General features: G+C 63.6%; 21 protein-coding genes and 1 pseudogene. 7 read left to right on the forward strand and 15 right to left on the reverse strand.

Annotated features, from left to right (window positions below; all coding sequences use genetic code 11):
• Positions 1–420 precede the first annotated feature (420 nt).
• The 3 genes from ACVW16_RS02335 to ACVW16_RS02345 are packed head-to-tail and all read left to right on the forward strand — an operon-like array spanning position 421 to position 3,995.
• Positions 421–1,443, forward strand: coding sequence for a sugar ABC transporter substrate-binding protein (locus tag ACVW16_RS02335; RefSeq protein WP_456703799.1), 1,023 nt, complete (start codon positions 421–423; stop codon positions 1,441–1,443).
• Between the two features lie 8 nt (positions 1,444–1,451).
• Positions 1,452–2,954 carry a sugar ABC transporter ATP-binding protein gene (locus ACVW16_RS02340; RefSeq protein ID WP_456703800.1) on the forward strand — a complete coding sequence of 501 codons (1,503 nt, stop codon included), beginning with the start codon at positions 1,452–1,454 and terminating at the stop codon, positions 2,952–2,954.
• 12 nt (positions 2,955–2,966) lie between these two features.
• Positions 2,967–3,995 carry an ABC transporter permease gene (locus ACVW16_RS02345; RefSeq protein WP_456735288.1) on the forward strand — a complete coding sequence of 343 codons (1,029 nt, stop codon included), beginning with the start codon at positions 2,967–2,969 and terminating at the stop codon, positions 3,993–3,995.
• Positions 3,996–4,280: 285 nt separating this feature from the next.
• On the opposite strand, the gene ACVW16_RS02350 is transcribed toward ACVW16_RS02345, so the two are convergent.
• The 3 genes from ACVW16_RS02350 to ACVW16_RS02360 all read right to left on the reverse strand — a co-directional run bounded on the left by ACVW16_RS02350 (position 4,281) and on the right by ACVW16_RS02360 (position 5,922).
• A complete protein-coding gene (locus ACVW16_RS02350; RefSeq protein ID WP_456735289.1) occupies positions 4,281–4,814 on the reverse strand; it encodes a 2'-5' RNA ligase family protein in 534 nt (177 codons plus the stop codon).
• 123 nt (positions 4,815–4,937) lie between these two features.
• Positions 4,938–5,648, reverse strand: a complete 711-nt coding sequence (locus ACVW16_RS02355; RefSeq protein WP_456802227.1) for a hemerythrin domain-containing protein — start codon at positions 5,646–5,648, stop codon at positions 4,938–4,940.
• A gap of 64 nt (positions 5,649–5,712) precedes the next feature.
• Complete coding sequence (locus ACVW16_RS02360) at positions 5,713–5,922, reverse strand: hypothetical protein (protein ID WP_456735291.1); 210 nt, start codon at positions 5,920–5,922, stop codon at positions 5,713–5,715.
• Positions 5,923–6,118: 196 nt separating this feature from the next.
• Here ACVW16_RS02360 and chrA point away from each other — a divergent pair, with 196 nt between their 5' ends.
• On the forward strand, positions 6,119–7,351 hold the full coding sequence (chrA, locus tag ACVW16_RS02365) for a chromate efflux transporter (protein WP_456735292.1): 1,233 nt from the start codon (positions 6,119–6,121) through the stop codon (positions 7,349–7,351).
• Positions 7,352–8,031: 680 nt separating this feature from the next.
• Here chrA and ACVW16_RS02370 read toward each other — a convergent pair.
• The gene (locus tag ACVW16_RS02370) at positions 8,032–9,057 is read right to left on the reverse strand and encodes an ABC transporter substrate-binding protein (protein ID WP_456735293.1); all 1,026 of its coding nucleotides are present in this window, start codon (positions 9,055–9,057) and stop codon (positions 8,032–8,034) included.
• A gap of 258 nt (positions 9,058–9,315) precedes the next feature.
• On the opposite strand from ACVW16_RS02370, the gene ACVW16_RS02375 reads away from it, so the two are divergent.
• A complete protein-coding gene (locus ACVW16_RS02375; protein ID WP_456735294.1) occupies positions 9,316–9,990 on the forward strand; it encodes an SGNH/GDSL hydrolase family protein in 675 nt (224 codons plus the stop codon).
• Between the two features lie 219 nt (positions 9,991–10,209).
• Here ACVW16_RS02375 and ACVW16_RS02380 read toward each other — a convergent pair whose 3' ends face one another.
• From ACVW16_RS02380 to ACVW16_RS02395, 4 genes are all read right to left on the reverse strand, one after another.
• A complete protein-coding gene (locus ACVW16_RS02380) occupies positions 10,210–10,674 on the reverse strand; it encodes a Phasin protein (protein ID WP_456735295.1) in 465 nt (154 codons plus the stop codon).
• 823 nt (positions 10,675–11,497) lie between these two features.
• Complete coding sequence (locus tag ACVW16_RS02385; protein ID WP_456735296.1) at positions 11,498–13,075, reverse strand: serine hydrolase domain-containing protein; 1,578 nt, start codon at positions 13,073–13,075, stop codon at positions 11,498–11,500.
• Positions 13,076–13,099: 24 nt separating this feature from the next.
• Entirely contained in the window at positions 13,100–13,930 is an 831-nt protein-coding gene (locus tag ACVW16_RS02390; RefSeq protein WP_456703809.1) for a tetratricopeptide repeat protein, read from the reverse strand.
• Positions 13,924–14,568: a FecR family protein gene (locus tag ACVW16_RS02395; protein WP_456703810.1), complete on the reverse strand. Its 645-nt coding sequence runs from the start codon at positions 14,566–14,568 to the stop codon at positions 13,924–13,926. Before ACVW16_RS02395 ends, ACVW16_RS02390 begins: the two co-directional genes overlap by 7 nt.
• A gap of 213 nt (positions 14,569–14,781) precedes the next feature.
• Here ACVW16_RS02395 and ACVW16_RS02400 point away from each other — a divergent pair, with 213 nt between their 5' ends.
• Both ACVW16_RS02400 and ACVW16_RS02405 read left to right on the forward strand, forming a co-directional pair.
• Positions 14,782–16,953, forward strand: coding sequence for a VCBS domain-containing protein (locus tag ACVW16_RS02400; RefSeq protein ID WP_456735297.1), 2,172 nt, complete (start codon positions 14,782–14,784; stop codon positions 16,951–16,953).
• A 309-nt stretch (positions 16,954–17,262) separates the two neighbouring features.
• Positions 17,263–17,607, forward strand: a complete 345-nt coding sequence (locus ACVW16_RS02405) for a hypothetical protein (RefSeq protein ID WP_456738177.1) — start codon at positions 17,263–17,265, stop codon at positions 17,605–17,607.
• A gap of 78 nt (positions 17,608–17,685) precedes the next feature.
• Here the strand turns inward: ACVW16_RS02405 and ACVW16_RS02410 are convergent, their stop codons facing one another.
• The 7 genes and pseudogenes from ACVW16_RS02410 to ACVW16_RS02440 form a co-directional block, all read right to left on the reverse strand.
• Positions 17,686–18,738, reverse strand: coding sequence for an ABC transporter ATP-binding protein (locus ACVW16_RS02410; RefSeq protein ID WP_456735298.1), 1,053 nt, complete (start codon positions 18,736–18,738; stop codon positions 17,686–17,688).
• Positions 18,731–19,711 (reverse strand): ABC transporter ATP-binding protein, encoded by a 981-nt coding sequence (locus ACVW16_RS02415; RefSeq protein ID WP_456735299.1) that lies wholly within the window; start codon positions 19,709–19,711, stop codon positions 18,731–18,733. Before ACVW16_RS02415 ends, ACVW16_RS02410 begins: the two co-directional genes overlap by 8 nt.
• The gene (locus ACVW16_RS02420) at positions 19,708–20,529 is read right to left on the reverse strand and encodes an ABC transporter permease (protein ID WP_456735300.1); all 822 of its coding nucleotides are present in this window, start codon (positions 20,527–20,529) and stop codon (positions 19,708–19,710) included. The genes ACVW16_RS02415 and ACVW16_RS02420 overlap by 4 nt, the downstream gene beginning before the upstream one ends.
• The gene (locus ACVW16_RS02425) at positions 20,526–21,449 is read right to left on the reverse strand and encodes an ABC transporter permease (protein WP_456705300.1); all 924 of its coding nucleotides are present in this window, start codon (positions 21,447–21,449) and stop codon (positions 20,526–20,528) included. Before ACVW16_RS02425 ends, ACVW16_RS02420 begins: the two co-directional genes overlap by 4 nt.
• A 59-nt stretch (positions 21,450–21,508) precedes the next feature.
• Positions 21,509–23,097, reverse strand: a pseudogene (locus ACVW16_RS02430) (ABC transporter substrate-binding protein).
• A 129-nt stretch (positions 23,098–23,226) separates the two neighbouring features.
• Complete coding sequence (gene mtnK / locus ACVW16_RS02435) at positions 23,227–24,516, reverse strand: S-methyl-5-thioribose kinase (RefSeq protein WP_456735302.1); 1,290 nt, start codon at positions 24,514–24,516, stop codon at positions 23,227–23,229.
• A gap of 30 nt (positions 24,517–24,546) precedes the next feature.
• Entirely contained in the window at positions 24,547–24,894 is a 348-nt protein-coding gene (locus tag ACVW16_RS02440) for a hypothetical protein (RefSeq protein WP_456703817.1), read from the reverse strand.
• Positions 24,895–24,905: the final 11 nt, after the last annotated feature.

Consider the following 24,905-nt stretch of genomic DNA (forward strand, 5'->3'; position numbering starts at 1 on the left):
CGGGGATAATAGGGTCGACACAATTTTTGAGCGGGGCTAGGGCCCCGCTCTTTTTTTATCTGCGTGGCTCATGCGCGCATGAACGCTTTCTCCAGTCCGATCGAAAACAGATCGAACTGGCGGCGTAGCCTGCGCGGACCCGCACTCTCGTCTACCGACAGCTCTTCAACGAGCGTCCCGAAGCTCGGGCGATACGCTACGCGATCTGCTTGGCGATGAATGGTCGATCGCGCAGGCACGTACGCGCTGCTCCTCCAGATCCTGCGTGCTGGCATCGCAGCGTAGCGCTTTGCGCTGCACCAACGCGATCACGATCTCGTCCTTGATTGCACGTTGAGTGGCATCAACTCTTGTGAGACACTTCGCGCATCGGTCGCGCAATCAATGACGCGCCGACGACAAAATTTATGGGAGCGAGCGATGTCCGGGACGAAAGATTTCTCGAAGACGAGGCGCGATCTTCTTCAGGCGGCTGCGACCGCCGGCGCCGCAACTGCCATCCTCGGCAGCATGGGCATAAACCCAGCACTTGCAGCTGAAGTCGGACGATCAGACAAGCCGCTGAAGGCGGCATTCTCCAACGCGGGCCTGCAGGCGACCTGGTGTGCGCAAGGCAAGCAGGCCGCGGAATTCTGGGGCAAGCTGTTCAATGTCGAGGTCACTTGGTTCGACGGACAACTCGACGCCGTGAAGCAGCGCGCAGCGATCGACAACATGGCCTCGCAGAAATGGGATTTCGTCGCGATCCAGGCCTTCGGCATCGGCACCCTTACCCAGCCCGTGCAGAAGATGATCGACGCCGGTACGCCGGTCATCGACATGGACACGCTGATTGCGCCGCTCGACCAGATCAACGTCCACTCCTTCCTCGCCCCCGACAACGAGTTCATGGGCGCTTCGGTGACCCAGGCGCTTTGCAATGCAATGGGCGGCAAGGGCAAGATCATCATGACCCAAGGCGCCCTCGGTCACACCGGCGCGCAGGGACGTGCCAAGGGCTTCGAGTCGGTCGTCAAGCAATTCCCAGGGATCGAGGTGCTCGACACGCAGCCGGCCGACTGGGACGTCTCCAAGACCGCACGCCTCTGGGAAACCTATTTGACCAAGTACCCGCAGATCGACGCGGCGTTCTTCCACAATGACGACATGGCGCTTGCCGCCGCCAACATCATGAAGGCGCACAACCGCACCAACATCCTCATTGGCGGTGTCGATGCGATGCCGCCGGCGATCCAGGCGGTGAGCGAAGGCCGGATGTTCGCAACCGTGCGCAATCCGTCCTGCCGCATCCATGGCGGCGCGATCATCGCAGGCGTCGCGGCCGTGGTCGGCGGCGAGAAGAGCGGCCAGGGCATCCCCAAGAACGTCGTCACCGACGGCCCTGTCGTGACCAAGGCCAATGCCGCCGGCATGCAGTGGATGGAAGATCACTTCCTGATCTGAAATCCTCCATGCCTGACGGTCGTCAGCCCATCCTGGAACTCCAGGGCATCACGAAGAGCTTCGGCGGCGTCGAAGCGCTTCGTGGTGTCGACTTCGCGCTTCTCCCTGGCGAGATCCATGGTCTCGTGGGAGAGAACGGCGCGGGAAAAAGCACGCTGATGAAGATCATCGCCGGCGTGCACACCGAGTTCTCCGGCCGCTTCCTGATCGACGGGGCCGAGACCCATTTCCGCTCGGCGCGCGATGCGCATGCGGCCGGCATCGCCATGGTGCATCAGGAGCTCTCGGTCGCGCCTGACCTGACGGTCGCGGAGAACGTGTTCCTCGGCAATCAGCCGACCAACGCCCTTGGCCTCGTGCAATGGCGACGGATGGCGCGTGAGGCGGGCGAGCAGCTCTCTCGCTTTGGCATCGACGTCGATCCGATGTCGCGGCTCGGCGATCTGCCGATCGGACTGCAGCAGCTGATCGAGATCGCACGCGTGCTGTTCTCCGGCGCGCGAATCGTCATCCTGGACGAGCCCACCTCCGCCCTCTCCCCGCCCGAGGTCGAGCGCCTGTTTGCGACGCTGCGACGCCTGCGCGAGCAAGGCACGGCCATCGTCTTCATCTCGCATTTCATCGAGGACATCCTGCGTGTCTCCGACACCGTCACGGTTTTCCGCAACGGACGGAAGGTCACGGAGACCGCGAGCGCCGCCACCACCAAGGGCGCCCTGATCGAGGCCATGATCGGTCGCGGCGGCGAGGCGCTCGAGCACAGCTATAGCGACGACCTGATGCTGCCGCGCCCTAGCGACAGCCTGGTCGTGCTGAAGGTGGAGCAGCTGTCGCTGACGCGCAGCCTCCAGGACGTCTCCTTCGAGGCCCGCGCGGGCGAAGTGCTCGGCATCTACGGCTTCATGGGGTGCGGCCAGCAGGAGCTGTCGCGCATCCTGTTCGGCAAGCTGAAGCCCGACGCGGGCACGCTGATCGTCGAGGGCAAGCCGAAGACCTTCGCCAGCACGGCGGCGGCGCGGCGCGCCGGCGTGGCGCTGGTGCCGGAAAGCCGGCGCGCCATGCTGTTTCACCAGGAGCCGGTCTTCAAGAACATCTCGATCAGCATTCTCGATCGGATCTCCTCGCTGCTGCTCAAGCCGGCGCAGGAGCGCGAGATCGCGAAGCGTCAGGTCGAGCAGTTGCAGATCCGCCCCCCCGTGGTCGGCCTCGATCTCGGCATGCTCTCGGGCGGCAACCAGCAGAAGGTTGCGCTGGCGAAATGGCTGACCTACCCGCCCAAGCTGCTGGTGCTGTGCGAGCCGACCCGGGGCATGGATGTCGGCGCCAAGAACGACGTCATCAACATCGTCCGCGACCTCCGCGCCAGGGGGCTCGCCATCATCGTGCTGTCGACCGAGCCGGAAACGGTGCTGTCGCTGGCCGACCGCATCCTCGTGCTCAAACGCGGAGCGGTGGTGCGGGAATTCAAGAACGAGCCGGTCAGCAAGGACCGCCTGCTGGAAGCGGCGTGACGGAGATGCACAATGGCGAGCAGTGAGACGGCAGCAGCGACAGGTCAGCGCGCCAAGGGCGTCGCGCCCTTCCTGCGCTCGCAGATGCGCAACATCGCGCCGTTCCTGACCCTGATCTTCCTCTCCGCCTTCTTCGCCTTCGCCAGCCCCTCCTTTGCGACGATCGACAATCTCGGCAACATCCTGACGCAGGTGTCGGTGACAGGCGTCATCGCCGTCGGCCTCACCTTCGTGATCCTCTGCGCCGAGATCGACCTCTCGATCGCCAGCATCGCCAACGTCACCGGGATCGCGGTCGCCTATTTCACGCTGCAGGAATCCTACGTCAACATTCCCAACGTCCCGCTGCCGGGCGCCGCCGCGATCCTGCTCGCCGTCTTGCTCTGCGCGGCTCTCGGCCTCGTCAACGCGCTGGGGCTGACCGTGATCGGCATCCCCTCCTTCATCATGACGCTGGCGATGATGCAGATCGCGGCGGGCATCTCGGCGCTCCTGGTGCGCGGGCAGATCGCCTACAAGGTGCCGAGCCTGATCTCGACGCTCGGCTCCGGCTCGATCGGCGGCATCCCCTGGATCGTCATCGTCGCGGCCATCATGCTGCTCGCCGGCCACCTGGTGCTGACCTACACGCGCTTCGGCCGCTACGTCTACATGGTCGGGGGAAACCGCGAGGCTGCCGAATATTCCGGCCTCAACGTCAAGCTCATCCTCGGTGCGGTCATGGTGATCTCGGCGGTGTGCTCCGGCATCGGCGGCATGCTGGGCGTTGCCCATTTCGGCAGCGCGCAGCAGAACGAGTTCGACACCTACCTGCTCGACTCCATCGCCGCCGTCGTCGTCGGCGGCACCAGCCTGTTCGGCGGCCGCGGCGGCATCGGCAACACCATCGTCGGGCTTTTCGTCCTCGGTGTCCTCAATAACGGCCTCGACCACGTCAACATCGACAGCTTCCTGAAGATCCTGATCCGCGGCGTGATCCTGCTGGCGGCGCTGATCATCAACGTCTACGCCCAGCGGCTGAGGGAACAAGCAGCGGAGTAGAAAGCCGCAAATCCAAAGCCGCGAAAACAACCCCATGCACAGTACAATTCATTGCGGAGTTTGACGCGGGGGGGCTTGCGCCGTTTCCGAAATCAAGTTTGACACGTCGGGCAAAACAGGAGCATGATGTCATCATGCCATCATGCCATCATGCCATCATGTCATCATGCCATCATGTCATCATGCCATCATGTCATCATGCCATCATGCCATCGTGCCGCAGCCGGAGATCGCGGGCGGCGCAAAGCCTCCCGGCATAGAACCAGGCGCAACATGGCGCCTGACCTACGAAGCGCTGCGACCGCAGCCCAAGCTTTGCACCACTTTGACAGGACGGAAGCTCACCAATTCGACGCGGTCGAGAACGCCCGTAATCGGCTCCCACAATGACAGGAGAACTTTGAGAGCCGGACCCGGGTCCGGCAAGACGCCGGACAACGTCACGTGAGGTACCCAGAATCCCGGTCTATAATGCGCATCAACCTTCAGATCAGGAAGAGCAGCTTGTATGGCCTGATGCCGGGCAAGCAACTCGGCCGTCACAACAGGCACCGCCCATAAAGCAGCGCCGCCTCCTGGAAAAGCGCCGAGTCCGCTCAGGCGAACAGGAAGGCTCTCCCAATCGCGGCAGGTGTTTTCAACCGCCGCGCGTAGTCCGTTGAGGGGCGTTTCGTCGGGGTAGATCGCCAGGGTGATATGCGGAGCGTAGCCAAGCTGGTCGCGATCGGAGTCGATCCCGTCGGCCGCAAGCTTGCGCCACATCGCTTCGATCGGGACAGAACTGTCGGGATCAAAGCAGAGGGTAATCGCAACCGGCATGGGTGTGATACTAACATCGCCAGCTCGCGCCCAGCAACTCGCTCGGTGCTCGCCCGGCGCCGGTATTTGCAACGACGATGCCGTTGCGTCGGGGGTGGACGGGTTAGCATACCGATCCCTGCATCAGCTCGGCGTGAACTGGCTGAGGTCGTGAATGCCCATCTGCTGCTCCAGCTGGGCGACGCGGGCCGCCATCTTCTCGAAGCCGTCATCTCCGAACAGTTGATGCTCTTTCTTTTCGAAATCCTCGGCCATCGCGTCGTACTCGTTCGGCGAGACCACGTCTTTGAGCTTCGGAAAAAGATCGGTGTCCTCGCGGGCCGCATGTGGCCGGTACATCGTGATGAAGGATTGCATCGCACTGACCAGCTGCTTGCGGTCGTCGGCATTGCTCCGGCCTGATGGCGCGAGCTTCAGGATAGTTTCCGTGACCTTCCGGCCCGCGTCGTGCTGGCGCAGCAGGGTGTTCACCAGATCGGTCATCTGGCCGGCTTTCCTGAAACGCGGAAAGACGTGCTCCTCCTCCGATTTTTCGTGATAGTTGTTGATGAAATCTCGGATGATGCCGGCGGATTGCGTGATCAGGCCGGGGTCGAAGTCCTCGTTCGACGAAAACTTTCGGATGCCGGCTTCGTAGAGCAATAGCACGCGATCGAGCACGCCATGCTCCCGCATCAGGTCTTCGGGCGGGGTGACCTCCTCCTCCTGCTTCTCCGCAGCCTTCTGCTTGCCGCCACCCTTCCGCCCGGCAAAAGCGGGCCTCGTGAGAACGGCCGGAGCCGCGACCGCGGCCAGCGCTCCCAGGTGCAAGAGCAGACGGCGCTTGCCTGGCACAAACGACGTTCATCGTAGCTCTCCCTGGATGCGCTCAACCATGCGGACCGCGTCGCCGAATCGATCAGCGCCAGGCCTTTTCGTTCTTCTGCTCGTAATCCCTGAAAGCCTTCTCGAGGCCACCCAAAACCTCGGCTGAGGTCTCGAACATCGCCTTCAGCTGCGGTTCGTCGACCTTCTGGATGTCCTCGCGCAGATGATTCCTGATATCCTGCAGCGCCTTCTGCATCTTGTGGGTATGGTGTCGGGGATCGCGGTCTACCGCACTTGCCATGGCCAGTCTCCTATGCCGCCAAGTTGGCTCCGCCAGACTTGGAATAAGGTCTGTCGCGACGGCGCATCAACGGATGGGTGGAGACGTCGTTCCAATCACTTCGACGAGACCGCATGAAGTTCAGGGATTTGCCGACCGGGTTGAATATCGTTGACCGAAGCCCGATAAACGCGTTCCGGAATCGGGTCGAACGTCCGTGAGCAACCTCCATCCGCCAACCGACATCTCCCTCAGCCAACGGTCGCCCGCCGGCTCGCCGCTGGAGGTTCTGCGCATCTTCCTGAAACTCGGGCTCACCTGTTTCGGCGGCCCGATCGCGCATATCGGTTATTTTCGTGACGAGTTCGTCGTGCGGCGGAAATGGATCGACGAGCACGCCTATGCCGATCTGGTCGGGCTGTGCCAGTTCCTGCCGGGTCCCGCCAGCAGTCAGGTCGGCTTCTCGATCGGCCTGATGCGCGCCGGCTATCCCGGCGCGCTTGCCGCGTGGGCCGGGTTTACCTTGCCGTCGGCCGCCATTCTCGTGCTGTTCGCCTACGGCGCGGGCGCGCTGGGCGGACCTGTCGGCGCCGGCCTGCTGCACGGATTGAAGCTCACGGCGGTCGCCATCGTGGCGCAGGCCGTCTGGGGCATGGCGCGCAACCTCTGCCCCGATCGCGAGCGCGCGTCGATCGCCGTCGTGGCAGCGCTCATCATCCTGTTCAGCACGGCATCGATCGCCCAGATCGGCGCGATCATCCTCGGTGGGCTCGCCGGCCTCTGGCTGTGCCGCAGCGATGCGCCGGTGCCGTCAGGGCATGTCGAGATGCCGGTCTCACGCACGGCGGGGCTGATCACCCTCGGGGCCTTCTTTGTCCTGCTGGCAGGCCTCCCCTTGCTGCACGTGCTGACCGGCTCAACGGGTGTTGCCCTGTTCGAGGCCTTCTACAGGTCCGGCGCCCTCGTGTTCGGCGGCGGCCACGTTGTGCTCCCGCTGCTCCGCGAAGCCTTCGTCGCCCCGGGCTGGCTGACCGACGATGCCTTCCTCGCCGGTTACGGCGCGGCGCAGGCGGTGCCCGGCCCACTCTTCACTTTTGCGGCCTACCTCGGCACGGTCGTCGCTCCGCAGCCGCATGGCGTGGCCGGGGCAGCGCTCGGGCTTGTCGGCATCTTCCTGCCGGGAATCCTGATCCTGCTCGGCGCGCTGCCTTTCTGGGACTCGTTTCGGAAGCGTGCCGGCGCCCAGGCCATGATGCGCGGCGTCAACGCCGCGGTGGTCGGCGTGCTCGGTGCTGCGCTTTACAATCCGGTCTGGACCACCACCGTGCACTCGCCGCAGGATTTCGGCATCGCGCTTGTCGGCTTCGTCCTGCTGATCGCATGGCGCGCGCCTCCGCTGGTGGTGGTTGCGTTCAGCGCGGCTGCGGGAACGGCGATGGCGCTGGTTTGAGGTTGGGGCCGGTCTACGGACAAGCGGCTATTCCATCGGCGAGCTTCGTGGTTCTGCTGGCGCCGCTTGGCATCGCTGCCGTCCACGTACCCAACCGATCTGCATCATCACAGGGATAGCAAAATCAGGCTCAGCAGTCGCAAAACCTACGATCACCGAACCTGAGCGCCAAGCGGACACATGAGCATGCGGCAGCAGTGCTAGAGTGGCGCTATATGGCAGAACCACGCAATTGCGTAAGCCCTTCTTCGATCGCGGCTGTGGCGGGTCATGTTCGCGCGGATCGGGATCATACGAGCGCCGGACCGGGGAGCGAGTCGGAAGGCAAATCAGACCCGGCAGTCGCAACACCCCTACGACCACCGGGCCTGAGCGCCAGCCATTACGATTACGGTATCAAAACAGCGGCAGTGTCACTGATATGCGGGCGCCGTTCCGTTCGTTTTCCGACCCTAGCCGATCCGGAAGACTACCTGTTCCAGTAGCGGAACGCTCGCGTTCGCAACATGTTCGGTGATTGCGCCGTCAAAGGCCCGGGATCCAAGCCGGGCGGCCATGTCTGCGGGGATCAAGAGCGGCCGTCGGAGCGAGCAGGCTCCCGTGTCCGCCGTCGAAAGCCGACAGGACGATGGGATCAGCGTGGTTCGGCCAAGGGCACACAATCGGACTCATCCGCATGGCTAGTCGATAATCTCATCGGCGCGCGCAACCAATGTGAACGGCGGCTCCAACCCCAGAGCTTTGGCAGTCTTCAGGTTTAGGATGAACTCCACCCGTGTCGAGAGTTGCACGGCGAGATTGGCCGGTATCTCGCCCTTGAGTATTCGCCCGGCGTAGATGCCCGCATGATAATAGGAATCGCTGATGTCGCCGCCATAGCTCATTGCGCCGCCAGCCAACACAAAGTCGCGATACTGATAGATAGCCGGAAGCTTGTATTCGAGAGACCTCGCACCGAGTGCAGCGGCGCGGCTCGTAAACAGCGGGTCGGTGCCGATGACCATTCCAGCGACAGCACCGGCAACGTTTCTGAAGGTCTCGTTGATCTCCTCATCGGTGCTCGCGTGAAACATCATCAGCCCAATGCCCAAAGCTCCGGCCGCCGTTTTTACTCCGCTCTCAACCGCCGGTGTCAGGGGATTAGCCGGATTCGTTAGCAGCCCAAGCGAATGCCTGTCCGGCAAAAGTTCATGCAACAGTTCCAAACGTTTCGGCGCCGTATCGACGTTGATGTGGGCCGCGCCCGTGACATTACCGCCCGGGCTGTTGAGGCTGGTCACCAATCCGGTCCTGACGGGGTCGCCGCCGATCGCAAATACGACGGGAATGGTTGCGGTCGCCGACTTTGCGGCCAGCGCCGACGGCGTCGCAGCCGCCAAAATCAGGTTAACTCGTCGCTCAGTTAACTTGGCCGCAAGCGCAGGCAGCCGATCATAGTGGTCGTCTGCCCACGCGTACTCGAAGCCGACATTCTGTCCTTCGAAATAGCCCGTTTCGCTCAACCCTTTTCGAAAGGCCGCTATCATCGGACCATAGTCTCGAGCTGTTGAGCTTCCGAGGATGCCGATAACGGGGGGCGACTGCTGTGTCCGTGCGTCCATCTGCCACAATGTGGCGCCGCTCGATACCAATAGCCCAACGAACTCCCGCCGCCGCATGTATCCACCTTTGAGGACCACGCCAATGGCTGGCCAGACTAGCACCATGCGGGGGCTCGTGGGAGCAATAAGGAACCCTTTGCGTTCCAACCGCAATGCCGGCCAAGCCAAAGCGCATGCGTCGCCGCCAGAAGCCAAAGCAATGAAAGAAAATCAGGTCTAGCAGACGAGCTGTTTGCTACCCCCTTTGGACGCGAACACGCGCGATGCTACCTCACGATCATTTTGCTGATCGTTGGCGGATTGTCTTAACCGTCACCGGCCTATCATTCGCGGTTTGAACCATCGGTGTGTTCGAGTGCGCCCATGAACCGAATGATTCTCGGCTTTGCAGTCCTCGCGATCGGCGCTCTTTCGATCGTGACCTCCATTGTCAAAAAGCAGGTCTTTGCGGAGTCGCACCGTCGAAGCCGGCAAAACATCCTTTATTACACGCTGAGCCGGACCGATAATCCCATCATCGTTCTCGGTGACAGCATTGTCGAAGCGTCGACCCTGCCGCGCGAGCTCTGCGGACATGCGATCATCAACGCCGGCCTCGAGGGCGCCTCGACGACAAGCGATTTGGGCGGCTGGCTGATGGATGTGCTCGACGGCAAGCCCGCGGCCGCTATCGTGATCGCGCTGGGGATCAACGACGCGTTGGGGGCGGCACGGGACCTGCAGCAGTTCGAGGCCAACTACAGCTCGCTCGTAGCCACGCTTTCGAAGGCTACGGCCCATGTGATCGCGCTGGGAATTACGCCACTCGATGCCTCACCTCGTCTCTCCGCCGAGACGCAAACGAAAGCGGCGCCGCTCATCGATAGCTACAATGCCGCTCTGCCGGCACTCGCCGTCCGCCGCGGCGCGACCTTTGCTGCCTTGCCCCCGCTGCCGACGCCGCACACGATTGACGGAGTACACCTGAACGCCGCCGGGTATCAGCTTTGGAATAAGGCCGTTGTGAAGGGAGCATCGGTCTCATGCGACTCGAAATGAAACCAGCGGCTGCCGCAATTGGATCAAACAAGCTTACGGAATTGGAGCTGTTACGCTTTTCGTTTAGGCGGGCGCCAGTTCCCATCTATGTCAACGCCCTCTTCTGCGCCCGCCGGCGCGAGCTGTTCCAAACGGCGATGGTCGGACGCGCCGTCAGTCTTTCACGAGAGCGCCAGAGCTGCTCGGCAGTCGAGCCAGCGACCTGGATGGTTCGATGCGTCAGAACGGATACGCCGCCAATTCTTTCCAATGCTGCCCCGACATCTCGATCCGTCTGCTCGTAAATTCCGTAACGAGCGCGGAAAATTCAGTTGACGACCTGATCGCCAGAAGCCTCAGACCGAATTCGAAAGCAAATCGCACGTTGGCCTGGCTTATCTCAAGAAGCTTGGCTTGATACCCCGGCAGGTTTGAAATCGCTGAAGCGGCGGCTTTCGTTGGAGCGCGATCCCTCATCTTCTGACTGATGTCATCTGGTAAGGCATCCACCGATGCCTCGATGATGGGAGCTTCGCCTTTCGGATCGTCATGAAGCCTGCGAGGCGGTTCAGCCGATACTTTCGCAGAGCGGAGAACATTCTCTTTCGGGCTTTTAACACTGGCCTGCTTGTTCCGTTGAGCCCGCGCGGCGGTTTTCGGATTGGGCACGTGCTTCGACGCCGTCGTCTTCTTGCGTTTGCTCATCTGACGCTCCAAAACACGGGTGAGGCGACCACGATGGTCATTTCGGACGAGACAACCGGCTTTGTGAGGCGGCGTTCCAATCCACGGATGGCAGGAGTCCGTATGAACCGAGATCAAACAAGCCTGCAGTACTCGGAGCGCACCTTCGAAAGCGACCTCCCCTGCCGCGATTGATGGTTCATAGCGCTGGAGCCAAGGGCTCCGACGTCGAAGCTCATCTTTTTGTAGCTACTTTCGTCGACGTCGGTTCCGCTTGATGGCTGGACGTGAGCTCAGCTTGCTCAATCTATTCGCATTCGCTGCCACGCGCCGCCTATATCGTCGAACTATGTCTTCGCTCGAAGCGCCAGCCATGAGGTCCGCGGCGGACCCGATTGCTTCCGCTACCTTTTCACGGACCATTAGCCTGGCTTCCCGGCGTGCGCGTTTTCCGCCAGCCATCAGCTTCAACATTCGCAGCCCAATGACCTCGTTGGCCTCAAGGGCCAGCATCATCCAGGACTGGAGCAGCCTATGTTTTCCAGCTCGCCGCAATATGGTTGCTCCTCTGGTCCTCTCCTTTAGCGCCGGCATTCACCTCGCCGTTCGCGAAGTCGCATCGCGAGTTGGTCGGCTCGCCGGAAGAGCGGATCGTCATCCATCTGCCCACAAGAGTGCGTTGCTGCACTTGGTTCCTATTCACTTCGGGAATCAAGCCGACTGTGCTGTCGGCATTGGGGCAACATGCGAAAGAACTCAGAGCGAGCAAATCCAATCCGCTTAGCAGCAAGGCGCGGCCTTCGCCAGACGGCATCCTTGGCCAGCCTGCCGATCTGCATGCAGATCACTGAGGCAGCGCCACCCCGTCTATCTGCATGACACCAAGCTGGTCGAACAACTCGATCCGTTGACCATTCATCACCGGAATGTAGCAGCGACGACTGGCGCCCGAGTTCAGGATACAGAGCTTATCCTCCGCGACCGTCCATGTCCCGGCTGCAGGTCCAAGAAACTCTTTCCAGTGCGGATAGGTCATCCGGCCGTCGGGCTCGAATCGCATTGTGAACGGACCATCCCTGAGCTTGGGACCGAAGCTGATCGTCTTGCCCTGCAATCTTGCAGCCAGGGTCTCTCCTGTCGGTCGTTCGCCGATCGCTGCCGTGAGCGAGGCATCGGGCCCCGGATCATAGCCCTCGGCCTTCAGGATCAGCCAGAAGAGCCTGGCAAAACTGCGCATGGAAGGTTCGGTGTAGGGCGTGTCGTGGTCGACACGATGCACCACGACGAGGTCGAGTGCGGGCACGACCAAGGCGTATTGGCCGCCTTGACCTTGGGCCCAAAAGCTGCCCTCGGGCAAAGTCACCGTCGGCGCAACGGCACCGCCCAAAAAACCGGTCCACCAGAGATAGCCATAGCCCGGCCCGAACGCCGCTCTCGAATAGGCACGCGTGCTCTCTTCCACCCACTCCCGCGGCACGATCTGGTGTCCGGCCCAATTGCCCCTGTGCAGATAGAGAAGTGCAAAACGCGCCAGGTCCCGTGCGCTCATGCGGATCTCATAGGCGGGGTGGATCGACGCTTCGCCGCGGACGTAGCTGCCGTCCTGTGGCCGGTAGTCCTGCATGCCGATTGGCTTTGCGATCTTCCGGTCGAGCGCCTGGAAGATGCCGGTGCCGGTTGCGTGCTCGTAGATCGTGCCGAGCGCGTTGAAATCCCAATTGTTGTAATACCAGAAGGTGCCGTGCGGGTGGCTGCCGCGCGGCGGTCGCATCTTCGCCATGTCCGGCGTCTCATAGAGCGCCGCGTGGTAGACCCCGGAACGCGCTTCGAGGAGTTCGCGCACCGTCGCGCCCTTCTCACTCCCGGTCAGGCCAGGCGGGTTATCGTCGATGCCGAGTTCGCCAAGCGTGCTGTCGAGGTTGATCAGGTGATCCGACACGGCGATGCCGATCAGGGCGCTGAGCAGGCTCTTGCGAACTGAAGCGACTTCCATTGGCTTCGTCGTGTTGCCCCACTCGGCCACCACCTTTCCGTGCTGAACGATTACAACCGCGCTCGAGCGAATCCGATCCGAAAAGGATCGCGCTTGCGCCAATACGGATTCCGACCAGCCCAATTCTGCAGGAGTGAGGCGCTCCCACTCCGCTGCCGGGAAGCCATCTTCAGCCGTGGCAGGCCCGAACCGAACCAAAGCGCCGAGCATCACGACGGCGAAAACAATCTGGCGAATATGCATTGGATTCCCACCCGCTGCGAGCTTGACCTGATCGCTGCCACAATACTCATCAACGGAGCTACACAACGCCTGATGAAATATCTTCTTCGGATTCCACTTAACGCATTCCCGCAGCGACGCAACCGGCGCGATGTCCGCAACGAATGTCGAAGCCGGCGTTGGCCGGCCAGCTTCGCACAATTTCATTTCATGGAGATCTTGCGCTGAAATCTAGCGCACGCCGTAGCGTGCGAACTGCTCGACGACGTCCGGCCTTGCGAGCTTCGCGGCTGCGACGTCGGCGTCACCGGATGCGGACTTGCCGCGCCTGATCTTCGCGAGCCCGCGGCCGTACAGCGCGAGGGCGAGCTTCGGATCGATGCGCAGGGCCGCGTCGTAGTCGGCGATCGCGGCCTCCAGGCGCCCTGACCTCAGATAGGCCAGCGCGCGAGAATCGTAGGTCGCCGCCGTGTGGGCGCCGCCTGCGAGGGCCCTGTCGCATGCGGTCACCGCGGCTTGAGGATCACCCGTGCTCGCCCGGATCCAGCAAAGTCCGCTCCAGGCTCCCTCCAGGTCGGCGTTCAGACGCACCGCCTCGGCGTAGTCGCGCTCCGCGCGCCCCGGGTCGTCCTTCTTCAGCCAGGCCTCAGCGCGGTTGGCGAGCGCCCTGGCGTAGTCCGGCCGCAGGCCGATGGCCCGGTCGAGGTCCTCGATCGCGGCGTCGTAGTCGCCCCTTCTAAGTCTGGCCGCGCCGCGGTTGTTGAGGGACCTGGCGGAGCGCGGGTCGATGGCGACGGCGCTCTCGAAGTCGGCGATGGCGCGGTCGTAGTCGGCCTTCTCGACATAGGCGCTGCCGCGGTTGTCGTAGGCCGTGGCCAGCGAGGCCGATCCGCCGCGGCCGGCCTCAATGAAGGCCGAGCAGGCCTCGATCCTGGTCTGCGGCGCAGCGGCGCTGTTGCACAGCTCAACGTTCCGGAACTGCGACTCGTTCGGCTTCTGCGCCGCGGCCGGCGTCAGCGCCAGGATCAGGAAGGACGCGGTCGCAAGGCGCGCGCTCAGCATCCCCGGCAGACGCCTGTGCCGCGGTCGGCCCTGCGCTCCCAGCCCAGGGCCGGCGGGACCGCCGCACGCCGCTTCGGCACGCCGCTCTTGTCGAGCACGCGCTCCTTGCCCTCCTCGATGAGCGTGGAGAACCTGACGCTGCCGTCGTCAGCGATCTCGATATGCGGCGTGGTGCCTCGGATTCCCATGGTCGCCACGGGGGTATCGACCTTCATGTCGCCGTTCTTGGCCACGGCGCCGGCGACGAAGGTGGCGGTCCCCCTGGTCAGGTTGAAGAGGCTCGCGTTCGATTTCGCATCAGGGTCGTAGACGAATTCGTTCAGCTCCATGCTGGCGTTGCTGGACAGGTTGAACGAGCTGCCGTCGGCGAAATTAATGCCGAGCTTGCCGTCGGCCCCGGTCTTGACCACGTCGCCCCGGTAGACGGGATCGCCGACCTTCGCGCCAGCCTTGTCGTCGGAGAGGACGACCTGCGCGACCGTCGCGGAGACATGTTCGACCGTCACCTTGCCGGTTGCGGTCACGATCTTGCCGATCGGCTTGAGGTCGGTGGATCTGTTCTGCGCCAGCACGGATTGAGACCCCGCGAGGGCGATCCACAGGCCCGCGAGTCCCGCCATCGTCCGCCGTCCGTTCATGCATCCGCTCCCCTTGCGAGAGAGCCCCATCGAATGATGGCAGAGCTCCGGACGGCGGACCAGCGCAGTCCCTCGGAGTACCCCTTAATAGTCACGATGGGCTTGGCCTTCGGTGCGATTGACGTTGCCTAAATGGGGTATTCCCGGGCGCGGTATCGGGGGCGAATGCCGCGGCGTCGAAACGATCAAGACGACAACATGCGAGGCCTCGGAATGTTGCCCGCTCGGATCTTTGACGATCTCCGCCGCCGGCCCGACCGGCACACGGCTCCGCCCGCTGGCCGATCTGGCGTCGCCGTGCTGACCGGCGGCGTGTCGTTCGTCGCACTGATCCTGTCGGGGCTGAAGGAGGTCTGGGGCGCCGACCCCGATCTCGCGCTGTTCGAACGCGGCGACATCACCTACAAGGACTTCGCGCACGGCTCCTTCGAGCTCGTCACGAAGGAGGCCGTGCCACGCCACATCATCGTCGACGACCCCGGGCAGACGGTTGTGCTCGAAAGACACGGGTCGTCGGTCGGCCTCACCCAGGTTGCCAACACCGCCTCGCGGATGGAGGATCTGCAGAGCCAGCAGCAGGATGTGCTCGCGAACTATTCGAAGGAGCATGGGCCGCCCGGATCCAGCACGCCGCCGGGCGAGACGGGCGATCAGTCGCCGCAGCCGATCAATCTGATCGGGCCGGACGGCCCGACGTTGCAGCACGCGCTGCCCCCGCTCGTGATCCCGGCGAGCTTCGTTCCGGACGCACCGCTCATCCATTCGCCGCCGACGCTGACGCTCGGCGCGGGGGTGGTGGAGGTGGACACCTTCAGATTCGACGAGTTCTCCGCGAGCAGCGGCAGCTTCTCGGCCACGAGCTTCAGCTCCGGTTCCGCGCCGACCTTCGGCATCGCCGGCGGGATCACCGGTCCTTTCACGATTGCCGGCGCGAGCTTCGACGTCGAGAAACCCGGCTCCTTCGGCGTGCTCTACGTGAACAGCCATACCGGCGCTTACACCTACGTTCCGAACGACGGCGCCATCAACGCGCTGAAGGCACCGACCACCGACAACTTCACCATCACGGCCTCCGACGGCTTCGCATCCGCGGACCAGACCTTCAGCATCCACATCAACGGCGCGGACGACGCGTCCGTGATCGCCGGCGCCACAGCCGGATCGGTCGCTGCGGTCCCGACGACTTTCGCCGCGGCCTTCGCCGGTCACGATGCCCCGGCCGCGCCGACCGCGAGCGGTACGCTGACCGACACCGACGTCGACGATCCCGCCAACACGTTCACGGCGGTGAGCACGCCGCACGCCAGCGACCACGGCTACGGCACCTTCACCATGACGACCGACGGACACTGGACCTACACGCTGGACGACGCGAATCCGGCGGTGCTGGCGCTGAGGGCTTGCGACACGGCGACCGATACCTTCACCGTGACCACGATCGGCGGAACGCCGCAGACGATCACGGTGACGATCCAGGGCGCCGACGACCCGTCCGTCGTATCCGGAGACACGCATGGTTGCGTGGTCGAGGCCGGCGGAGTCGACAATTCGGAACACGGCGTCCCGGTCGCGGTCGGCGTGCTGACGGCCGTTGACGTCGATGGACCTCCGGATGACTTCAAAGCAGTACCGTGTCCCGAAAGGAGCGATCACGGCTACGGCAGTTTCACGATGACGGACGACGGCCACTGGACCTACGCGCTCGACAATGGCAATTGCGCGGTCCAGGCGCTCAACGTCGGCGACAGTCTTACCGACAGCTTCACGGTGAAGACCGCGGACGGGACCGCGCAATTGGTGACGGTCACGATCGAGGGCAGCAATGACGCCGCGACGATCTGCGGCCAGGCGTGCGGACACGTGATCGAGCCGAGCAACCCCTGTGCCCCGCCGCCGAGCGCCTCCGGCACCCTGACCGACAAAGACGTGGACAATCCGAACGACACCTTCACGGCGACGGCGTGCCCGCAGGCCAGCGAGCACGGCTACGGCAGTTTCACCATGACCGCCGGAGGCGTCTGGACCTATACGCTCGATCCGGCCAATCCGGCGGTCGAGGCCCTGCGATCCTGCGACACGTTGATCGACTGCTTCACAGTGACGACCATCGACGGCACGCCCAAGGTCGTGACGGTGGCGATCCAGGGCGCCGACGATCCGCACGACCAGTCCTTTCATTTCAAGGAGGACGCAGCCCCGCTCGCTCCAGCGAGCGCAGCCGCCGCGGCGGCGCCGGACCCGGTCCCGCCGGCCGTCCAGGCGGAGCCGCCCGCGCCGCATCCGACCGAACCCGGGTCGGACGTCTGGCATCTCGCCGGACAATTCGACGGCGCCGTCCACGGCGGCCTGCCTCTCCTGGCGCCGCATCACGAGTTTATCGTCTGAGAGGCCGGTTTGCCTCGGTGACCGTTTTGACTCCGCCCAAAGGTGGCCCAGGGGGCGCACCCACGAGTAAGCACCGTTGGCCTCTCAGCGAAACAGCCGCGGACATGCGGAGTAACCCTTTCGCCGTCTGGAATCAGACTCACGCGCTGATACCATTTTGCAATAGCTTGACCTTGGGACCCGCCTCCGTCGGGCATGAATGGATAGCGAAAGGGACCGCGGAGGAGCTTCGCCCCGTATCGCCTTGTCGGACCGCCCGTCCATTTGAGAGAGATCGATGGGGTAAATGAAAAGTTGTTTGGTCGCACTCTGATCGCCAGCACGTTCGCGGGCTGCACCGCGATTGCCGTGGGGCTTGCCGAAGCCCGCGACGACGGCCGGTATGCGAACTCGCTGCTGAAATCGTGGTTCGACAGCCTGCACAGCAAGCGCGGCGAGCAATGCTGTGCCGACGTGGACGGCATTGCAATCTCTGACGTGGATTGGGACACCACGGGCGGCCACTATCGCGTCCGCATCAGCGGCGAATGGGTCGATGTACCCGACGAGGCCGTCATCACCGAGCCGAACCGCGCCGGGCGCACCATGGTGTGGCCGTTTTACCTTGACGGCCATCCAATCGTACGCTGCTTCATGCCCGGAAGCATGACCTGAAATTCGCGGTCCCGACCATAACTTTGCTCAAGCGCGCCTTGCGTCAAGGGCATGCCTTCTCGTCGCTTGCCGCTTGGTCTAGGGACCGGCGCCTTGGGTCGAGGTCAAAGCCGGCTCCCTCGTCACCTCCTCACTCCGCCAGCACCTCACCGCATGCCCATCAGGCCGCGTCTCCAGCACCGGCCCCGGCTCTTGGCGACACACCTCCTGCGCGTAGCGGCAGCGCGGGCTGAAGGCGCAACCGTTCGGCGGATTGAGCGGGTTGGGCAGATCGCCGCCCGTGGTCGCGAGCGGCGCATGACGCAGCGGATCGGGGATCGCTGCGATCAGCGCTTGCGTATAGGGGTGCGCGGGCCGCTCGAAAATCTCGCGCCAGTCGCCGTTCTCGACGATACGGCCGAGATACATCACGGCGACGCGGTCACTCATGTGCTCGACGACGCCGAGGTCGTGGCTGATCATGATGTAGGAGAGACCGAGCGTGTCCTTCAATTCCAGCAGGAGGTTGATGATCTGGGCACGGATCGACACGTCGAGCGCCGAAACAGGCTCGTCGCAGATGACGATCTTGGGATTGAGGATCAACGCGCGCGCGATGCCGATGCGCTGGCGCTGGCCGCCGGAGAATTCATGGGGATAGCGGTCGGCCTGCTCGGGCCGAAGGCCGACATGCTTCAGCATGGTCGCGACGCGGTCCTCGATCTCGCTTCTGGCGGTCACGCCATGCACGCGCAGGGGATCCTCCAGCGTGCGACGAACGGTCTGACGCGGGTTGAGCGAGGCGTAGGGATCCTGGAACACGATCTGGACAGCGCGAGCCAGCGACTTGCGATCGCGTGAAGGTCTTGATGTCACCACCTGCCCGTCCAGCACGATGCGACCGCGCGTCGGCGCCAGCAGGCCGAGGATCGACAACGCCACCGTCGACTTGCCGGAACCGGACTCGCCGACGAGGCCGAGGCACTCGCCGCGTTTCAGCGCGAGATCGACACCATCCACGGCACGGAGCAGCCGCCGCTGGCGGCCCAGAATGCCTCCTCCAACAGGAAAATGAACCGCGAGATCCTCGACGCTGAGAAGGAGATCGTCGGCCAACCTCGCTCCACCCAAACTGTTTTGTGGCTCATGCATGGTGATGACACCTCACCAAGCCGCCAGCGTCCAGAAAATCCGGCGTCGGCGCGACGGTCCTGCAAATGTCCGTCGCATGGGCGCAGCGCGGGTTGAACCTGCAACCATCAGGGAAACTGGCGATCGCGGGGACCACGCCCGCGATCTCCTTGAGCCTGCTGCGGCCGAGGGCCGCGCGGCTGCCGAGCCGCGGCAGCGAGTCGACCAGACCTTGCGTATAGGGATGTGACGGTGTGCGAAAAATATCGCCCGAGCCGCGCTCCTCGACGATGCGGCCGGCATACATCACGGCGACGCGGCGGCAGACATTGGCGACCAGGCCGAGATCGTGGCTGATCATCAGGATCGCGGTGCCGCGCTCGGCGCAGAGATTGCGCATCAACTCGATGATCTCGGCTTGCACGGTGACGTCGAGCGCCGTCGTCGGTTCGTCGGCGATCAGGAGATCCGGGCCGCAGGCCAGCGCGATGGCGATCATCACGCGCTGACGCATGCCGCCGGAGAGCTGGTGCGGGTAGTCGTTCACGCGCCGCTCCGGCGCGGGAACGCGGACGCTCGCGAGTGCCTCGACCGCGAGCTGGTTGGCCTCGCGCCAGCTCTTGCCCTTGTGCAGCACGAACATTTCCGCGATCTGCCGTCCGACCGGCGAGACCGGATTGAGCGCCGTCATCGGCTCCTGGAAGATCATGGCGATGCGGTTGCCGCGCAGATCGCGCTGGGCGGCTGCGGACAGATGCTGGATCTCGCGTCCGTCAAAGCGGATGACGCCGCCGCCGATCGACAGCGGCTGTCGCAACAGGCCAATCATCGCAAGCGCGGTGATGCTCTTGCCGCAGCCGGATTCGCCGACCAGGCCGAACGTCTCGCCCCGATCGATGCGGAAGGAAATGCCCTCGGCCGCCGCAACGCGCCGCGATCCGTCGTCGAGATCGATGCGGAGGTCCTCGACTTCGATGAGCGGCGTGCTGGTCATGTCCGCCGGCTCCGCGATTGCGGATCGAGAATGTCGCGCAGGCCGTCTCCGAGCAGGTTGAGGCCGAGCACCGTCAGGAAGATGGCAAGGCCCGGAAATACCGAGAGCCATGGCGCCGTGGTGATCTGGTCGCGCGCATCCGACAGCATGCTGCCCCAGCTCGGAAACGGCGGACGGACGCCGAGGCCGAGGAACGACAAGGCGGCCTCGGAGAGGACCGCGCTGCCCATGCCGAGCGTGCCGATGACGACGATCGGGCCGAGCATGTTCGGCAACAGCTGCGTGACCATGATGCGCAGATCACCATAGCCGAGCACGGTGGCGGCCTGCACGTAGCCCTGACTCCGCAGCGACAGCGCCGAGGCACGCGCGATGCGGCAGGTGAAGGACCAGTTGGTGAGCCCGAGCGCGATCAGGAGGCTGGTGAGTCCCGGGCCGAGCACCGCCATGATCGCGAGCGCGAAGATCAGCGAGGGGATCGCGAGCATGACGTTGGTCAGGGCGTTGACGACATCGTCCCACCAGCCGCCCCAATAGCCGGCGCTCAGTCCCAAGGCGACGCCGATGACGCTGTTGATGAGCTGCGAGACGATGCCCACCGTCAGCGAGACGCGCGCGCCGTAGACGACGCGCGAGAAGATGTCGCGACCCTGGTCGTCGGTGCCGAACCACCAGGTCCAGCCCGGCGGCTCCTCCGCGTTCATGAGATTGGCGTCGAGGACGGGATCGGTGTGCGCCAGCCATGGCGCGAGCACACCGACGAGAATCGCGAGCGCGAACAACGTGCCGCCGATGATGAGATTGGCGCGGAGCTTCATGCGTATCTGATCCTGGGATCGATCACCCCGTAGAGCAGATCGATCAGCAGATTGATCGCGAGAAAGGCCAGGACCACCACGAGAATGGAGCCCTGGACGGCCGGAATGTCGCGCTGCAGGACGCTGTCCACAAGCAGCGAGCCGATGCCCGGCCAGGAGAACAGTTTCTCAACCACGACGGCCTGCCCCATCAACCCGCCGAACTGGAGGCCGACCGTGGTGAGAATGATGACGAGCGCGTTGCGCATGACGTGCCACTTCACCACGCGGGTCTCGCTCATGCCCTTGGAGCGCGCGGTGCGGACGAAATCGGCGGTCATGATCTCGAGCACGGCCGCGCGCGTCGTCCGGGCAAACAGCGCCATTGGCGAAACGCCGAGCGTCACGGCCGGCAGCAGCAAGTATTGGAGGCCGCCATCACCGTAGCCGAAACTCGGCAGCCAGCCGAGCTTCAACGCGAACGCATACATCAGCACCAGCCCGAGCCAGAATTTCGCAATGGACAGGCCCGAGACCGCGACGACCATCGCAAGCGTGTCGACAATTCCGCCGGGCCGTAATGCGGCGATGAAGCCGAGTGGCACGCCGAGCAGGACGGAAAACGCCATCGCCGTGACGATCAGCTCCAGCGTCGGCCAGGCTCGTTTGGCGAGCATGCTCGTCACGGGCTCCCGGGTCCGGAACGACGTCCCGAAGTCACCCACCGCGAGTTTGGCGATGTAATTGCCGAAGCGCGTGTAAACAGGATCGTTCAGGCCGAGCTGCTGCTTCAGGCGCAGCTCGACCTGGGGATCGACGTCGTCGCTCATGCTGGAGGCGATGGTGCCGGGCACCACGCTGAACAGCACGAAGACCAGCAGCACGACGGCGAGCACGGTCGGAATGGTTTGCAGGAGACGACGGACCAGGAAGGAGAGCATCGGCACTTTCTTCCCTCTCCCCATCGCTCACGGCGATCGAGGAAGCACGAGAACGCGTATCACTTCGCCGGCGAGGTCTCGTCGACCCAGAGGTCCTCGACGTTCTGATGGGTCATCTCCGTCGCATTGAGCTGAACACCGTGGAGCCAGGGCTGTACGGCCATGACGGCCTTGTTGTAGTTGAAGAACCAGACCGGCGCCTCGTCATACAGCAGAGCGTTGGCCTGCTTCAGCAGCTCGGTTCGCCTGGCGTCGTCGTCGGCCTGCCCTGCCTCATCCATAATCTTGTCGAACTCGGCGTTCTTGAAATTCATGTAGTTGCAGGCCGAGGGCGGCGTCGACGAGTGGAAGCATTTCAGCGCAGCCTGGGGGTCCGGGCCGGTCTGCTGGGAATAGATGAAGGCCTGGTAGTCACCGGTACGAACCACCTCAGCCAGCACCGCGACCTCGACCTGCTTGACCTTGGCCCTGATGCCGACCTTGTCCAGCATCGGGATGACGGCCGAGACGATCGGCAGGCCCCAGCTTTCATTCTGGCTCGTGGTCCATTCGAATTCGAAGCCGGAGGGATAACCGGCCTCGGCGAGCAGCTGCTTCGCCTTGGCGGGATCATACGGGTACGGCTTCATGGTCTTGTCGTAGGCGGACGAGGTCAGCGGCAGCCAGCTCGTGGCGCGATAGGCCTTGCCCTTGACCAGCTTGTTGATGATCAAATCAGAGTCGATCGCATAGTTGATCGCCTGCCGGACGCGCTTGTCGGCGAATGGCCGAACGCGGGATTCATCCCCATGTAACGCGTGAAGACCTCGGCGACTTCGGCGAGGGTGCCCTTGAGGTTGGGGTCGGCCTGATAGGCGACATATTGCGCCGGGCCGAGCACGGAGGTGTCGATCTCCTTGTTGCGGAATGCGACGTCGCGCGCCGCTGCCTCGCCCATGACCGACACGATGACCTTGTCGGCATAGGGCTTGCCAGGCTTGTAGAACTTGTCCCAGCGCTCCAGCACGATGCGCGAGCCCGGCACGTGCTCGACGAACTTGAACGGCCCGAGCCCGATCGGATGCTGGATGAAGCTGTCCTTGACGGCCTCGTCGGCGGGATAGATCGAGGTCAGCGCGGTGAAGAAGTAGAAGCCGGGATCCACCTTCTCGGTCAGCTTCATCTCGAGGGTGAAATCGTCGATCTTCTTCAGGCCCGAGATCTCCTTGGCCTGGCCCTTCTCGACTGCCGCGGCGCCCTCGGTGATGCGGACGTAGCGTGCGCCGGGATAGGCCTTGGTGCCGTCCATGATGCGGTTATAGGACCAGATGATGTCGTCGGCCGACATCTTGCGGCCGTTGTGGAAATAGGCGTCGTCGCGCAGCTTGAAGGTGTGAACGAGGCCTCCGCCCGAGACGACGTCCTCCTTGGCGAGTTCCAGCACCGGCTTTCCCAGCCCGGAATCCCAGATGTAAAGCGAGCGATGCAGGGCCTTGGCGTAGATCTCGTCCTGGGAACGCTGCGTGGTGTGAATGTCGAGGCTGGTGAAACTCGAGCCGTAAGGCGCGGTCATGCGGATGGTTCCGCCCTTGCGCGGCGTCTGGGCCTCCGCTGATCCGCCAAGCGCCAGCGCCAGCCCCGCGACGATCGCAATCATCCTGAACATCATGTGGTCCCCCAACAATGCAGGCACTCCCATCAGGGATTTGATCATTCACAGCCCATTGAATGCAAGCTTCGTTTTGCGGCCGACGGTTCCGAAATCCGCCGCGTCGTCGACCCTGCCCGCTGCCTCGCGTCAGCCTGACAGCTCCGGCTGCCAGTCCCGCAATTTCCGAGCGGCGCCAGTGACGTCGGCGATGGTCCGGAACGCAGCCGCCTCGACCATCATCGCGCGCGCGAGCCTGATGGCACGCGCCTCGCTCACCGCGCGCGTCTGCGGGTCTTCGATCAGCTCGAAATCGATGTTGTGGGCGAGACCGAAGATACGCCGGATGGTTTTTGCGGCGGCGAAGCCGACCGTGTCGGTGAAGAGGCGCTGGATGTAGGCTTGGCGCTCGGCCTCGAGGCGCATGGCGCCCTTCTCGCCTGCAAAGAGTGAGACCGGATAGGCATCGCCCGTCGCGTTGGCGCGCCAGAGATCGAGAAATTTTCGCGAAAACTCGTTCCAGACTTTCTCGACGGTCTCCAGCACCCAGCTCTCGAAGGCCTGCCGCTCGCCGGGCGTACGCTCATGGCCGGCGGAGGCGAAATAGGCCATCAGCAGATTGGCCAGCACAGCGCCGACGTCGAAACCCATCGGGCCGTAGAAGGCGAATTCGGGGTCGATCACCCGCGTCTCCGACGCCGTCACCATGATCGAGCCGGTGTGAAGATCGCCATGCAGCAACGCCTCCGGGCTCGCCATGAATTTCAACTTCAGCCTGCTAATCGCGACATGCAGCTCCATGTCCTCGCGCAAGGCCGCGGCGAGCGAGTCGAGATAGGGCGCGGTCCAGCGGTTCTGCTCGGCAATCCGGTAGGGATCGGTGAAGATCAGATCCTCGGTGATCTTGCACAAGGCGTGATTGCCGGCGAAGGCCGCTATGGCTTGCTTCTTTTCGGCAGCTGGGAGTGCGAGGTCGGAGGTGAAGAACAGCGTCCGCGCCATGAAGGTGGTGATGTCGTCGACGAAGCGCGGATAGCAGGTCCCGGCGACCAGCCCCTTGCGCATGATGATGTGAGGCTCGAGCAGCTCCATCACGGTGAGCGCCAGCCTCTCGTTGTGATGCAGCAAGGCCGGCACGAGGCCGGGCGCGAGCTGGGCCTGCCGGCACAGCGAAAGATATTCGTAATGGGCCCGCGACAGTGGCAGCGGCCAGCTCTCGCCGACGAGGCGGACATAGGGCAGCGCCTGTTTCACGGCGATGCCGCCGTGCGCGCCCTTCGCGATGAAGACGAGGTTCAGATTGCCGTCGCCGACCTCCGTGACGCCCCAGGAGGCCGGCGTGCCGCCGAGCAGCGCCGCGATGTCAGGCAGGCCCGCGAGGTAGTCCCGCAAGGCGGCCTCCTGAAGAATCCGATAATCCCCCGCCTGGCTTCCGGTCATGATCCCATCCCATAGGTTTGGGCCGGATCGTTACTCCCGCTCCAGGAAGCTCGAGCCGATCTCGGCCTTTCTTTTGATGGGATCGTAATCACAATAGACGTTGTCCGCCACCAGCGTGTAGCTGGCGCTGACGGTGTATTTATCAAGCTTGACCGAGTTCAGGCCGATCACCGAGGTGCTCTTGCCGCCGTTCCATTTGAACGGCGTCGAGCTCTTGGCCTGCTCGCAGGCCATCACCGCGTCGTTGAAAACGGAGCCCTCGACGAACGCTTTCAGCGTTCGCACCTGCACAGCCATCTTCCACTGGACATAACCGATGCCGCCAAGCCCGGCGATCACAAGCACCAGCAGCGCAACGACGATCCGTTGAAAAGTCATTTATCCCCCCG

Source organism: Bradyrhizobium sp. USDA 4474 (assembly GCF_054057515.1).

Excerpts from the sequence above, each read along its gene's own strand:
- ACVW16_RS02380 (WP_456735295.1), bottom strand. The coding sequence starts at position 10,674 with ATGAGCAAACGCAAGAAGACGACGGCGTCGAAGCACGTGCCCAATCCG.
- ACVW16_RS02375 (WP_456735294.1), top strand. The coding sequence starts at position 9,316 with ATGAACCGAATGATTCTCGGCTTTGCAGTCCTCGCGATCGGCGCTCTT.
- ACVW16_RS02385 (WP_456735296.1), bottom strand. The coding sequence starts at position 13,075 with ATGAAATTGTGCGAAGCTGGCCGGCCAACGCCGGCTTCGACATTCGTT.
- ACVW16_RS02400 (WP_456735297.1), top strand. The coding sequence starts at position 14,782 with ATGTTGCCCGCTCGGATCTTTGACGATCTCCGCCGCCGGCCCGACCGG.
- ACVW16_RS02410 (WP_456735298.1), bottom strand. The coding sequence starts at position 18,738 with ATGCATGAGCCACAAAACAGTTTGGGTGGAGCGAGGTTGGCCGACGAT.
- ACVW16_RS02440 (WP_456703817.1), bottom strand. The coding sequence starts at position 24,894 with ATGACTTTTCAACGGATCGTCGTTGCGCTGCTGGTGCTTGTGATCGCC.
- ACVW16_RS02340 (WP_456703800.1), top strand. The coding sequence starts at position 1,452 with ATGCCTGACGGTCGTCAGCCCATCCTGGAACTCCAGGGCATCACGAAG.
- mtnK (WP_456735302.1), bottom strand. The coding sequence starts at position 24,516 with ATGACCGGAAGCCAGGCGGGGGATTATCGGATTCTTCAGGAGGCCGCC.
- ACVW16_RS02350 (WP_456735289.1), bottom strand. The coding sequence starts at position 4,814 with ATGCCGGTTGCGATTACCCTCTGCTTTGATCCCGACAGTTCTGTCCCG.
- ACVW16_RS02335 (WP_456703799.1), top strand. The coding sequence starts at position 421 with ATGTCCGGGACGAAAGATTTCTCGAAGACGAGGCGCGATCTTCTTCAG.
- ACVW16_RS02390 (WP_456703809.1), bottom strand. The coding sequence starts at position 13,930 with ATGCTGAGCGCGCGCCTTGCGACCGCGTCCTTCCTGATCCTGGCGCTG.
- ACVW16_RS02395 (WP_456703810.1), bottom strand. The coding sequence starts at position 14,568 with ATGAACGGACGGCGGACGATGGCGGGACTCGCGGGCCTGTGGATCGCC.
- ACVW16_RS02425 (WP_456705300.1), bottom strand. The coding sequence starts at position 21,449 with ATGCTCTCCTTCCTGGTCCGTCGTCTCCTGCAAACCATTCCGACCGTG.
- ACVW16_RS02345 (WP_456735288.1), top strand. The coding sequence starts at position 2,967 with ATGGCGAGCAGTGAGACGGCAGCAGCGACAGGTCAGCGCGCCAAGGGC.
- ACVW16_RS02360 (WP_456735291.1), bottom strand. The coding sequence starts at position 5,922 with ATGGCAAGTGCGGTAGACCGCGATCCCCGACACCATACCCACAAGATG.
- ACVW16_RS02415 (WP_456735299.1), bottom strand. The coding sequence starts at position 19,711 with ATGACCAGCACGCCGCTCATCGAAGTCGAGGACCTCCGCATCGATCTC.
- ACVW16_RS02370 (WP_456735293.1), bottom strand. The coding sequence starts at position 9,057 with ATGGTGCTAGTCTGGCCAGCCATTGGCGTGGTCCTCAAAGGTGGATAC.
- ACVW16_RS02420 (WP_456735300.1), bottom strand. The coding sequence starts at position 20,529 with ATGAAGCTCCGCGCCAATCTCATCATCGGCGGCACGTTGTTCGCGCTC.